The sequence below is a fragment of the Brucella sp. NBRC 12953 genome, assembly GCF_040369775.1.
Taxonomy (GTDB): domain Bacteria; phylum Pseudomonadota; class Alphaproteobacteria; order Rhizobiales; family Rhizobiaceae; genus Brucella; species Brucella pseudogrignonensis.
On record NZ_BAABSV010000002.1, the window covers coordinates 733,706 to 746,406 of the forward strand.

Here is a 12,701-nt window from a genome sequence, read left to right on the forward strand (position 1 = left end):
AAAGGAGCGCGCATGGTTGGATCGTGATCGCAAACTGGAGGCTTGGGCCGTGTATAAGACTATTCTGATTGCAACCGATGGATCTGAACTTGCCGACAAGGGCGTCGAACAGGGCGTGGCTCTGGCCAAGCAGTTTGGCTCGAAGGTGCTGCTGGTTTCTGTGACCGAGCTTCTGCCATCCTATGGCATCGTCGTTGCTGCGGAATGGGCATCCAGCCCTGCCGCCTTCCAGGAATATCGCGAGGCAATCACCAAAGCGGCAGCCGATTTGCTCGCCAAAGCAAAAGCCAAGGCGGAAGCTGCTGGCGTTGATGTTGAAACTCTGCACATTGAGAACCAGTCACCAGCACAGGGCATTATTGAAGCCGCCAAGCAGACAGGCAGTGATCTGATCGTGATCGCATCGCATGGCCGTCGCGGCGTCAACAAGCTGCTGCTCGGCAGTCAGGCTGCTGAAGTGCTTTCATTGAGCTCTGTGCCTGTGCTCGTGGTTAAGTAAGCCACGTAATCTGCAATATGCAGAACACGCGGTAGTGTTCGCTCTCAATCGCTTAAGCGTTTAACAACGCAAGAAGATTGCCGCGCATCTCTGTTAGACTTCTTTAGCCCTTATAGGGCTGGAGGAGTTTTTCAGGAGATTATTATGACCGCGCCGCGTCCATCCAAGACCAGCATTGGTAATCATCTGCTTCATCCCGAAACGCAGATGCTTAATTACGGTTACGATCCCGAACTATCCGAGGGAGCCGTCAAGCCGCCTGTTTTTCTGACATCGACCTTTGTTTTCAAAAGCGCCGAAGACGGGCGCGATTTCTTTGATTTTGTATCTGGACGCAAGGAGCCACCAGCCGGTGTCGGGGCTGGTCTCGTTTATTCGCGTTTCAATCATCCTAACAGCGAGATCGTGGAAGATCGTCTGGCCGTTTATGAAGGCACGGAAAGCTGCGCACTGTTTTCCTCCGGAATGTCGGCGATTGCTACGACGCTCTTTGCATTTGCGCGACCGGGCGACGTGATCCTGCATTCTCAGCCGCTTTATGGTGGCACAGAAACGCTGCTAGCCAAGACATTTCATAATTTCAATGTGGAAGCTGTGGCATTTGCCGATGGCGTGCATGAGGCTTCCATTGAGAAAGCTTCAGATGAAGCACTACAGAAGGGACGCGTCTCGGTCGTTCTGATCGAAACACCGGCCAATCCGACCAATAGCCTTGTTGATATTGCCGCGATCCGGCGTGTCGCTGACAAGATTGCAGAAAAGCAGAACGGGCATCGTCCTGTTATCGTTTGCGATAATACTCTGCTTGGCCCGGTTTTCCAGAAGCCACTCGATCATGGCGCAGATCTGTCGCTTTACTCGCTGACGAAATATGTGGGAGGCCATTCCGATCTGATTGCCGGTGCCGTCCTTGGCGCAAAGGCGGTCGTTAAACAGGTAAAGGCGCTGCGCGGTGCCATTGGCACACAGCTGGACCCGCATTCCTGCTGGATGCTTGGCCGTTCGCTGGAAACGCTTGGCATTCGCATGGATCGCGCTGACAAGAACGCCTTAGCGATAGCCGAATTCCTGCGTGACCATCCCAAGGTCGGGAAGCTGCATTATCTGCCTTTTGAAGATGCAGCATCCGATGTTGGTCAATTGTTCAAACGCCAATGCACAGGAGCAGGGTCAACCTTTTCATTTGATATCAAAGGTGGTCAGGCAGCGGCATTCCGCTTTCTCAATGCATTGCAGATTTTGAAACTGGCAGTCAGCCTTGGTGGAACGGAATCGCTTGCAAGCCATCCGGCAGCGATGACACATTCAGGCGTTCCGATTGAAGTGCGTGAACGCATCGGCGTGCTGGAATCAACTATTCGCCTGTCGATTGGTATCGAGCATCCCGATGATCTGATTGCTGATCTGACTCAGGCACTGGAAGCTGCGTGAATAGAGGCTGGTGAGATGATGGTGCGGGTGGTCGGAATCGAACCGACACTCCTTTCGGAACCGGATTTTGAGTCCGGCGCGTCTACCAGTTCCACCACACCCGCACATGACTGCCGAAGCAGTTTGATATGGTCCAAAAACGGACAGCGGGGAGGGATATACCGGCTAAACGAAACGAGGTCAATTACCCTCAAGCCGCTTGACTGATTATACTTACAGCCAAGCGCAAATATAAACAGGACAGGCGACCGAGCTTGCATCAAGCGGCTATCAGTTGCCTGTTCTTACAGAGGTTTCAGTTAAGACTGAATCGTTGGAACCGCTGTAACGGTTTGGTTTTACGCATTATCCGACGCAAAACCGCTACGCACTCTTCGAAATGCGCTCTAATACCAGGGCAGCTCAAGATGCTGACGCATCACGCCTCGAAAAAGCTCAATCGTCACTCGGGCTTAACCAAACTCCATGAGTTATACTCATGGAGTTTCGGTATAATCTCAGCGGCGAAGATTATACTCGACGATATTCCAGCAGACGAGAAAGGCAATGAAGCCCAAGACGATGAGGTCAATTGTCTTCAGATAAGAGAGATATTCCAACATAGCGCATCTCCTTCCCAAGGGAGGCGCTTTGGAATTTTTGAAGCGGCGAATGAGGGCCGTGCTAATTCATATACTTGATTGCTTTGGAGTAAAAACCTCAAAGCGACCAACTCAAACCCTCATTATTCGCCTGCCATGCTTGATTTCAGGCGCTCTCCCACAAACAAGGATAGCACAGTGTGCTGTTTTCTCAAGTATTTGTTCTATTTTTCTTTTTGCTGAAGCCGGCTTTATTTCCGTTCCGTAAAATTTCGGATGCGATTTCGGATGATACGGGTCAGATTTCGTGTACGCTGATAAAGATGGATTTGCGATGCCGCCTGACGAACCTGCTTGTCTACTCCCGGTGTCAAACCAATCACCAGAGTTTCGATGGTTTCTCGCTCCTGAAACAAGCGTGACATGACAGGATGATCCGGCACGGCGCATGAATCAGTCCGCGTGATATTGGTGTCTTCCAGATGGTTTTTCACCACCTCGATCATCAACAACATGCCGGGCGAGTAGGCTTGCAGGGTTTCGTCATAGGCGGTTTTCCACGTCCATGCTTCGCCAGAAACCGTGAAGACAATCAGGATCGCGATCACGCGGCCATCAAGCTCAAGTGTGTGGATGCGTACGCAATCGCGCTCTGCAAGATTGTTAACTGCTTCGCGTGCAAAGGCTGCACGGAAACGGTCGACTGCCATGGCTGTACCGCGGCGTCCTTTCCATCCGCTCGCTTCAAGCGTCAGGAAATGCTCGAATGCAAAACGCACTTCGTCGGGTGTGCGCGCGATGCGATGTGCGAGTTCACCTTGTTCGGCGAGACGGCGCCATAGGCGGCTATATTCGCGGCGATGGTGCGGACCAATCGCTTGTTTGACATAGGTTTCCCCATCAAGCTCGCTCTGAAGAAATGGACGCGATTTTTGCTCTATGGAAACGATTGGTAGCTGACGTCCAACTGCCACGGATCGAATGAGCTTCGCGACGGCACCGTCGGCGCGCATTTCAGGAAGAACAAGCACGTCCGGCATTTTAATATGATCACGCGCCAGAATATCGAATAGATCTTCGACAACGCCGACAGGATCGTCGTGATCGATTAGCGGTGTGCCCTGTGGGCCGAAAGGTGTTGCCCATGCACGAATAACAGGAGATGAGAGTGGTAGGCCGGGGCGTTCAATCGTGTAAGGCATGACGAAACGCAGCCGGCTACGGATTTCGTTTTCGTCGCGCATGACCATGAAGCGCACTTCACGATCTTCCAGACGCGGCATCGCTGGTGCGAGGAAGCGCGCATTGAAAAAGATGTTGGGTTCGATTGTCCGGCTGCTTAAGTGATCCAGTTCGTCGCGCAGCTCAAAACCGGCCGATGCACCATAGATCGCAAGCTTGCGCGGAATATCGCGACTGCTGTGCAGACTTTCCTCCAGACGCTTAGTGGCATCCATTGCGGCAACGCTGTCGGAAAGTTGTGAGATGATGCGAGCCGTATGTCCGCCTGCGGATTCCTCAAGCAAAGGTTTTGCGGCCATTAGAAAATCTCCTCCGAGCTATTGCTGCGGGCGTCAGAAGCGCGATTTCGGGGAATGAGAATAAACATAGTGATATGCATCGTTTTATGCACGGCGGTTGAGAGCAGAATGGCTTCAAGAAGCATCGAGAAAGCGGTCGAGAAAGCCGCGCCCATCAGACCGAAACGCGGGATGAGAACCAGATTGAGGCCAACGTTGACTGCAAGTGTAACCGCATAAAGCAGAGCGCAGATATTCTGTTTGCCTGACATGTTCAGCAGGCTTTCGGCAGGTCCAACACTTGCGCGCGCAATCACGCCGATGATGAGAATGAAAAGTAGCGGATAGCCTTCGGTGAAGGCACTGCCGAACAGCATGAGCAGCGGATAGCCTAGCGCCAGAATGAACAGGCCTAGAAACAGTGTCGGCCAGAATGTCCAGCGTGTTGAGGCTTCTGCAAAGCTTGCAAATTCAGCATGATCGCCACTGTGAAGAAGATCGGAATAGCGCTGCGCCACGCTAGCTTTGACTGCAAAATAGACGAAGTGTGCAAGCGCCATGATTTTGGTAGCAGCGAAATAGATCGCCACATGCTGGGGGTCCATAGCATGGCCGACCATCAGCACGTCGATATTGATGAGCAGGAAGAAAAAGCCTTCAACGAGGAAGATCGGTAAGGCGACCTTCATCCATTGGGCGAACAGTATTTCTCTTTTTCCTGATGGGATGTCTCTCTTCAAGGAGCGATCAAGCATCAGCCATTGCCCAACCGTAGTCGCCCATGTAGCGGCGATAGAAACTCCAAGAGCTGTGGTGGCTGTGGAAGGCAAGCTGGCTGCGTGAGCTGCGATCATGAAGATCAGTACAAGCAGAGGGCGGATGATATAGCTTGGTGTGAGCGCCATCATGATCCATGTGCGCGAACGAGCGATGCCATCAAGCATATTGCCAAGTGCGATCATTGGCAGGCAGATAAAGCCGAGAATGAACGGGATAAGATAATAGGTCTCGATCCGATCTTTCAGAAGCAATAGCAGTACCGCGCCAAACAAGGCGATTGCAGTCGCTGAGCCAAGAGCAAAAAGACGGCCAGCATACAGAATACCACGAAGTGGATTAAACAGATTGCGCTGAACATATTCAGGCACATAACGGATGATGGTGGTGTGCAAACCAAAGCAGGCGAGATCACCGATGATGATCATGGAAAGCCACACCAGAACGAAAATCCCGTATTGGAATTCACCCATCCAGCGCGCCAGAATAACCTGAGAAATAAGCGCAATCGCTGCACTTGCAACACGCACGGAAAAGGCAAGAAGCGAAGCGCGCTGCGCATCGGCCTGCGGACCAGAGCCAAGCAGAATAGCATCGACCCGCTCCGTTACGGGACGAAGCCTAGCTGCGATCCTGCCAGGTAGAACCCGGCTCGCTGCTTTTGCTGCCGAAAAGCGCACTCTTTGCCAACCCTGTTTATCGCGGCCCCTGTTAGGTATCCGCTACTTCTGCTGATCTTCTGAAGGACCATCGTGTATCTGCATTCCGCACTGTGCCGGACCGCAGTAGCCGAACATTAGATGGCAGTTCTTTAAAAAGGTAAAAAGAAACGGCCCCTCCTGTCAAAGCGAAGCCAAATTGAAAGAGATGGTAATTACTTTCTGAACGTATCAGTTTTCGCGCAACTACTGAAATAGTGTCGACAAACAGAAAGGGCCCCGGAAAGCTGTGCTGGATTTTATTCAAGTTAGGTTGCCAATTGTGGAGCGAAAAGAAAAAACCCGGCGATTGTGCGCCGGGTTTTTTGTTTGATAGCTTGCTTTGAGGCGCTTATTCAAACGCGCCGTGACAATGCTTGTATTTCTTTCCTGAGCCGCAAGGGCAGGCTTCGTTGCGGCTGACCTTGCCCCATGTGGTCGGGTCTGCCGGATCACGATCGCCAGCCGGGATGACGCGTTCATCCTGCTGATGTTCAGCCCATGCATTTTCATCAAAGTCGTTCTCGCCGGTGGTGCTGTCGATATGACGGCCGGTCATCGGCGGAAGTTCAGGCTCTGGCGGAGCTTCGCGAACGATTTCAACGCGCATCAGCTGCGTGATGACCACTTCGCGCAGATTGGCAAGCAGAGCCTGGAACAGCTCGAAGCCTTCAGTCTTGTACTCGTTCAACGGATCGCGCTGAGCATAACCACGGAAACCGACGACCGAACGCAAGTGGTCGAGATTTACCAGATGCTCACGCCAGAGGTTATCAAGCGACTGCATGATCACCGATTTCTCGATGTAGGTCATGATCTGAGCACCGAAACGCTCTGCCTTCTCGGCTGCGGCCTTGTCAGCTGCTTCCTTGATACGGGATTCAAACTCTTCTTCGGCGATACCCTCTTCCTTGGCCCAGTCTTCCACCGGTAGGACGAGGTTAAGTTTGGTAAGAATATCGTCCTTAAGACCGGCAATATCCCACTTTTCTGCGTAAGCATCCTTGGGGATACGAAGAGCAACCATGTCTTCAATAACTTCGTGACGCATTTCGCTCACGGTCTCGGTCAGGTCTTCTTCGTCCATGATTTCAAGGCGCTGCTCGAAGATCACCTTACGCTGATCGTTCATCACGTCGTCGTATTTGAGCAGGTTCTTACGGATTTCGAAGTTACGGGCCTCAACCTTGGTCTGCGCCTTTTCAAGCGCCTTATTGATCCACGGGTGAACGATGGCTTCGTCTTCCTTGAGGCCGAGCTTCTGCAGCATTCCGTCCATACGGTCGGAGCCGAAGATGCGCATCAGATCGTCCTGCAGCGACAGGAAGAACTTTGAGCGGCCCGGATCGCCCTGACGGCCCGAACGACCGCGCAGCTGGTTGTCGATACGACGGCTTTCGTGACGCTCGGTGGCAAGAACATAAAGACCGCCAGCAGCGAGAGCCTTTTCTTTCAGCTTCGCAATATCAGCCTTGATCTCGGCAATTTTTGCAGTGCGCTCTGCGCCTTCAGGCATATCCGAAAGCTCTTCGTGAATGCGCATTTCAAGATTGCCGCCGAGCTGAATATCCGTACCGCGGCCTGCCATGTTGGTGGCGATGGTCACTGCACCCGGAACACCAGCCTGCGCGATAATAAAGGCTTCCTGCTCGTGATAACGGGCATTCAGAACCTGGAAGCCCTTGATGCCTTCTTTGCGCAGTCGCTCTGCCAGAAGTTCCGACTTTTCAATCGACGTTGTGCCGACGAGAACCGGTTGGCCCTTTGCGTGCGAAGCCTGAATGTCGCGAACGATAGCTTTGTATTTTTCTTCAACCGTACGATAAACTTCGTCGTCTTCATCGAGACGCTTGACTGGCAGGTTGGTCGGAATTTCCAGAACTTCCAGACCGTAGATGTTGCCGAATTCTTCCGCTTCCGTCGCAGCTGTACCGGTCATGCCGGAGAGCTTGGTGTACATACGGAAATAGTTCTGGAAGGTGATCGAAGCCAGCGTCTGGTTTTCAGGCTGGATTGTGACGTGTTCCTTGGCTTCCAGTGCCTGATGCAGACCTTCCGAGAAACGGCGGCCCGGCATCATACGGCCGGTGAATTCGTCGATGATGACGATTTCGTCGTTGCGGACGATGTAGTCCTTGTCACGCTGGAACAGTTTGTGAGCGCGCAACGCGTTGTTCAGATGGTGAACGACAGCAACGTTTTCGATGTCGTAAAGGCTTTCACCCTTGAGGTGTCCTGCAGCTTCAAGAAGCTGTTCAACCTTTTCGGTGCCGACTTCTGTAAAGATCGCGGTTTTCTGTTTTTCATCGATTTCAAAATCTTCCGGCTCAAGAGCAGGAATGAAAGTGTCGATGAGGTTGTAGAAATCCGAACGGTCTTCGAGTGGACCGGAAATGATCAGCGGCGTACGCGCTTCGTCGATGAGGATCGAATCCACTTCGTCGACGATGGCGTAGTTGTGACCGCGCTGGACCATCTGGGCACGTTCGTACTTCATGTTATCGCGTAGATAATCGAAGCCGAGCTCGTTGTTGGTGCCGTAGGTGATGTCGCAGCCGTAAGCAGCCTGACGCTCATTGTCGTCGAGACCATGCTTGATAACGCCCACGGTCAGACCGAGGAAGTTATAAAGCTTGCCCATGGTTTCGGCATCGCGGGTAGCGAGGTAATCGTTGACCGTCACCACATGCACGCCCTTGCCTTCAAGAGCGTTGAGGTAAACAGGCAGCGTCGCCATCAGCGTCTTGCCTTCACCGGTGCGCATTTCGGCGATGCCGCGTTCATGCAGCACCATGCCGCCGATCAACTGCACGTCGAATGGGCGCATACCGAGAACGCGCTTGGCGGCTTCGCGAGCCGTCGCAAAAGCGTCGGGAAGCAATGCATCCAGTTTCTTGCCCTGAGCGAGTTCAGCGCGGAATTCCGCAGTCTTCGCCTGAAGCTGTTCATCGGTGAGTGCTTCGTAATTCTTCTCAAGCGCAGTAATCTGTTCTGCACGAACCCGCAGTGATTTCACTTGGCGGTCGTTGGATGAACCGAATATCTTGCGGGCGAGGCCGCCAAAGCTGACCATTCCTGGTCCTTTCCTGTCCGTTCGGCCGGAAGCGCTTCCGGCAATGTCGAATGCTTTATTCACGCGTATTGAAACAAATGCAAGAAAACTACGTTGTAAAAGCTGCCAAATACGGCGCATTTTTCACGCAATTCCCCCGTGGCTTACTGGACGCCAAGCCGAAGGACAGATAAGAGGGGCTTGAAGCGATGTCAATGTTGCTCGACAGGCCGGAAAACCTGTCTTTTCTCGCGGATAATAGTGTTTTCGGGCCAAATTCCGCCGCATTCATGGGGCCGGTAGACGGTCTCGAAGGAGAGAATCTCATATGAAAGCCATTCTCAAAGCCCCTTATCGCAAGGCTCTTGCTGTCCTCGCAACTTCGGTTGCGCTTGCTGGTTTCAGCAGTTCGGCTGTCTTTGCGCAGGATGCAGCTAAACCCGCTGAAGCAGCAACTTCTGCCGCAGCGTCCGAAGATCCGGCAAAGGTTCTTGCCACCGTCAATGGCAAGGATATCACCGTAGGTGAAGTCGATCAGGCCGCTGGCGACCTCGATCCGCAGTTTGCGCGCCTTCCTGCCGAGCAGCGCCGTCTGGCAGCTCTCGCAGCACTCATCGACATCAAGGCGATGGCTGGCGAAGCAACAAAAGAAAAGCTTGATCAGAGCGACGATTTCAAGAAGCGCATGGAATTCCTGCGTGAACGCGCACTGCACAATGAATATTTCAAGGATGCGGTTGTCGACAAGATTTCGGACGCCGACGTTCGCGCCCGCTATGACAAGGAAATCGCAGCGATCCCTCCACAGAATGAAGTGCGTGCGCGTCACATTCTCGTGAAGACCAAGGAAGAAGCTGAAGCCATCATCAAGAAGCTTGAAGGCGGTGCGAAGTTTGAAGATCTCGCCAAAGAAAGCTCGACCGATGGCACCGCTGCCAATGGTGGTGATCTTGGCTACTTCTCCGAAGGCCAGATGGTCCCTGAATTTGAAAAGGCTGCCTTTGCATTGAAGCCAGGTGAATACACCAAGGAACCGGTGCAGTCTCAGTTTGGCTTCCACGTCATTCAGCTTGAAGATCGTCGCACCAAGCAGCCACCGGCATTCGATCAGGTTTCCGAGCAGATCCGTTCGATCATCATGCGTGAGCGTTATGTCGAAATGGTCAAGAAGCTGCGTGATGGCATGAAGATCGAATACAAGGATCCTGCTGTCGATAAAGCCATGAAGGAAGCCGCAGCGGCACAGGAACAGGGTGATGACGGCGATGCGCCGGATGCAGCCCAGCCGCAGCAGTAAGCTTTGAGTTCATGAAAACGCCCCGGAAATCCGGGGCGTTTTTTATTTGGATATCGGGCGGTTTGCAGCAAGATGAAATTATGAAACCGCTCGATCTTTTTATTTAGTCGCATTGTCCTGCGCAAAACCGCTTCGCACTTTTGCTGGAAATGCTTTAGTTATCGCTTGATTTTGTGCTGCAAACCTTTCCAATGCAGCAGAATCAAATCGCATCTCTTGAGGCAATCATGTCTGCGTCCGTATCACCGCTTGCTCCAAAACATTATCCATCAATGCCGGTCATTCACGGCGTCCGCATCGCAACAGCTGCAGCCGGTATCAAATATAAGGGCCGCACGGATGTCATGCTGATGGTGTTCGACAAGCTTGCCGAAGCAGCAGGTGTTTTCACTCGCTCACTATGCCCTTCCGCACCTGTGGATTTCTGCCGTCAGAACCTCGTGCATGGCAAGGCACGCGCTGTTGTAGTGAATTCGGGCAATGCCAATGCCTTCACCGGCCTGAAAGGCCGTGAGGCAACGGAAGCAACCGCTCGAGCCGCAGCCAAGGCTGTTGGATGCAACACTACGGATGTGTTTCTTGCGTCCACCGGCGTTATCGGCGAGCCGCTTGATGCGTCCAAGTTTTCCGGTCTTCTGGACGACATGGCAAAATCTGCCAGCGACAATTTCTGGACTGAAGCTGCCAAAGCAATCATGACGACCGATACCTATCCGAAAGTTGCGACCGAAACGGTTCTGCTCGGACAGGTTCCGGTAACGATCAATGGCATCTCTAAGGGTGCAGGCATGATCGCGCCTGACATGGCGACGATGCTTTCATTCGTTGTTACAGATGCTCCGATCAAGGCTGACGTTCTGCAGAGCCTGCTTTCCAAGGGCGTCGGTTCGACGTTCAATGCAGTGACGGTTGATAGCGATACATCCACCTCTGATACGCTTATGCTGTTTGCAACAGGATCGGCGGCAGAACGCGGCGCGCCTGAAATTACGGACGCTTCCGACAAGCGTTTGGGTGATTTCAAAAAGGCTCTGGCTCGCGTGTTGAAGTCGCTGGCACTTCAGGTCGTGCGCGATGGCGAAGGTGCGCGCAAAATGGTCGAAGTCGAAGTGACCGGCGCGAAGTCGGCTGCTTCCGCCAAAAAGATTGCACTTTCAATTGCCAATTCGCCATTGGTAAAAACCGCTGTTGCCGGTGAAGATGCCAACTGGGGCCGTGTTGTCATGGCTGTCGGCAAGGCTGGTGAACCGGCTGATCGCGATCTGCTGGCTATCTGGTTTGGCGATATTCGCGTGGCGCATCAGGGCGAGCGTGACCCGGCTTATTCCGAAGAAGCGACCTCTGCTTATATGCAGGGCGAGGACATTCTCATTCGCGTTGATCTGGGGATCGGAAAGGGCAAGGCAACTGTCTGGACCTGCGATCTGACCAAGGAATATGTGGCGATTAACGGCGACTACAGAAGCTAATGTTTCGGGTTACAGTGGCCTGCAAATTGCGTTCTTCTTCGCTTCCGGTGCGCATGTGGCTTTAAGTACACTCCGCTCCGGTTCTCGAAGATCAACATTTTCGGCACACTGGAACTCTGAAACGGAGGAGAGAATTTGAACATGTCAAATCTTGCTATCGTTCGCCAGTTGGAGGCCGTTGGCTTCCGTGCCTGGCCTGCCACGTCCGTTCATTATGACGGGACATGGGCGATACGCATGACGTCAGCACATCCTTCGAAGCGGCTCAATTCGGTCAATCCGCTTGATCCGGGCGATACGCGCGATATTCCGGCGCGTATCGAACAGGCAGCGCAGCGGTTTCGCGTTTATGGCCGGGTTCCTTGTTTCAGGCTTTCGCCGCTGGCTCCTGTCGAGCTTGAAAATTATCTCGAAGGTCTCGGCTGGCAGCGCAAGGATGAAACCATTGTTATGACCGCCAATCTTGGCGAGCTTGATCTTACAGCCGAGCGCGATGAAACGCCCTTGAAAGACATTGGTCGTTTTGTCGATGCTTCGATCGCTATTCATGGTCGCCCGACAGAACTTCGTCCAGGTTTCTCGGAATTGCTGGATGGCATTCGTCCTAACAAGGGGATGTTCGTTCTGGAAGAAGCAGGTCGCGCAGTTTCCAATGTGCTTTGCGTGCAGGATGGTGCGATGGCGGGTCTGTTTGACGTTGGAACCTTGCCTGAAGCGCGCCGTAAGGGACATGGCCGTGTATTGATTGGTGCGACGCTGAAATGGGCCAAGTCGCTTGGCGCAAAAACTGCCTGGCTGCAGATAGAAGCGGGTAATGTTGCGGGGCTGGCGCTTTACGAACGCTTCGGCTTTCAGGAAGCCTATCGCTACGCCTATCGGGAGAGCAATGAGAAATGAGCGAGATTAAATCCCGCCGTATAATACTGGTTGCAGCCTGTGCGCTGGTTGATGCTGATGGTCGCGTGCTTCTTGCACAGCGTCCGGAGGGCAAATCACTTGCAGGTCTATGGGAGTTTCCGGGCGGCAAGGTAGAAGTTGGTGAAACGCCTGAAGAAACGCTGATCCGAGAGCTTCAGGAAGAAATCGGCGTGACGACAAAGGTTGCCTGTCTCGCCCCGCTCACTTTTGCCAGCCACACCTATGATGACTTTCATCTTTTGATGCCGCTCTATGTCTGTCGCCGCTTTGAAGGCGTGGCACAGGGGCTGGAAGGACAGGCACTGAAATGGGTGCGCCCAAAGGATATGCGCGACTATCCGATGCCGCCAGCTGATGAGCCGTTGATCCCGTTTCTGATTGATTTGTTGTGAGCTGTGGAAAGACTCAAAATAGCTGACAATTCCTTACGATTTACAGCGCGCGTTAATCGATGATTCA

9 protein-coding genes and 1 tRNA gene are annotated in these 12,701 nt (G+C 53.0%); 6 read left to right on the plus strand and 4 right to left on the minus strand.

The window, feature by feature from the left end; translation table 11 throughout:
• Positions 1-49: 49 nt before the first annotated feature.
• Both ABWV94_RS07400 and ABWV94_RS07405 read left to right on the plus strand, forming a co-directional pair.
• Positions 50-499, plus strand: coding sequence for a universal stress protein (locus tag ABWV94_RS07400; protein ID WP_079212618.1), 450 nt, complete (start codon positions 50-52; stop codon positions 497-499).
• Positions 500-643: 144 nt separating this feature from the next.
• The gene (locus tag ABWV94_RS07405; protein WP_113499439.1) at positions 644-1,930 is read left to right on the plus strand and encodes a cystathionine gamma-synthase family protein; all 1,287 of its coding nucleotides are present in this window, start codon (positions 644-646) and stop codon (positions 1,928-1,930) included.
• A gap of 19 nt (positions 1,931-1,949) precedes the next feature.
• Here ABWV94_RS07405 and ABWV94_RS07410 read toward each other — a convergent pair.
• From ABWV94_RS07410 to secA, 4 genes are all read right to left on the minus strand, one after another.
• Positions 1,950-2,034, minus strand: a tRNA-Leu gene (locus ABWV94_RS07410).
• A 728-nt stretch (positions 2,035-2,762) separates the two neighbouring features.
• A complete protein-coding gene (gene bspF, locus ABWV94_RS07415) occupies positions 2,763-4,052 on the minus strand; it encodes a type IV secretion system effector crotonyl transferase BspF (RefSeq protein WP_112804453.1) in 1,290 nt (429 codons plus the stop codon).
• Positions 4,052-5,488, minus strand: a complete 1,437-nt coding sequence (locus ABWV94_RS07420) for a lipopolysaccharide biosynthesis protein (RefSeq protein WP_112804454.1) — start codon at positions 5,486-5,488, stop codon at positions 4,052-4,054. Before ABWV94_RS07420 ends, bspF begins: the two co-directional genes overlap by 1 nt.
• 370 nt (positions 5,489-5,858) lie before the next feature.
• Positions 5,859-8,579, minus strand: coding sequence for a preprotein translocase subunit SecA (gene secA / locus ABWV94_RS07425; protein WP_113499437.1), 2,721 nt, complete (start codon positions 8,577-8,579; stop codon positions 5,859-5,861).
• A gap of 307 nt (positions 8,580-8,886) precedes the next feature.
• Between secA and ABWV94_RS07430 the strand changes: the two genes are divergently transcribed.
• The 4 genes from ABWV94_RS07430 (at position 8,887) to mutT (ending at position 12,634) form a co-directional block, all read left to right on the plus strand.
• Positions 8,887-9,855, plus strand: coding sequence for a peptidylprolyl isomerase (locus tag ABWV94_RS07430; protein ID WP_007872015.1), 969 nt, complete (start codon positions 8,887-8,889; stop codon positions 9,853-9,855).
• Positions 9,856-10,082: 227 nt separating this feature from the next.
• Positions 10,083-11,324, plus strand: a complete 1,242-nt coding sequence (gene argJ / locus ABWV94_RS07435; RefSeq protein WP_353412916.1) for a bifunctional glutamate N-acetyltransferase/amino-acid acetyltransferase ArgJ — start codon at positions 10,083-10,085, stop codon at positions 11,322-11,324.
• A gap of 141 nt (positions 11,325-11,465) precedes the next feature.
• Entirely contained in the window at positions 11,466-12,221 is a 756-nt protein-coding gene (locus ABWV94_RS07440) for a GNAT family N-acetyltransferase (protein WP_353412919.1), read from the plus strand.
• Entirely contained in the window at positions 12,218-12,634 is a 417-nt protein-coding gene (gene mutT / locus ABWV94_RS07445; protein ID WP_064322123.1) for an 8-oxo-dGTP diphosphatase MutT, read from the plus strand. The genes ABWV94_RS07440 and mutT overlap by 4 nt, the downstream gene beginning before the upstream one ends.
• Positions 12,635-12,701 lie beyond the last annotated feature (67 nt).

Bases quoted from the DNA above. Each gene is read 5' to 3' on its own strand.
- ABWV94_RS07405 (WP_113499439.1), top strand. From the start codon at position 644: ATGACCGCGCCGCGTCCATCCAAGACCAGCATTGGTAATCATCTGCTT.
- bspF (WP_112804453.1), bottom strand. From the start codon at position 4,052: ATGGCCGCAAAACCTTTGCTTGAGGAATCCGCAGGCGGACATACGGCT.
- secA (WP_113499437.1), bottom strand. From the start codon at position 8,579: ATGGTCAGCTTTGGCGGCCTCGCCCGCAAGATATTCGGTTCATCCAAC.
- ABWV94_RS07430 (WP_007872015.1), top strand. From the start codon at position 8,887: ATGAAAGCCATTCTCAAAGCCCCTTATCGCAAGGCTCTTGCTGTCCTC.
- argJ (WP_353412916.1), top strand. From the start codon at position 10,083: ATGTCTGCGTCCGTATCACCGCTTGCTCCAAAACATTATCCATCAATG.
- ABWV94_RS07440 (WP_353412919.1), top strand. From the start codon at position 11,466: ATGTCAAATCTTGCTATCGTTCGCCAGTTGGAGGCCGTTGGCTTCCGT.
- mutT (WP_064322123.1), top strand. From the start codon at position 12,218: ATGAGCGAGATTAAATCCCGCCGTATAATACTGGTTGCAGCCTGTGCG.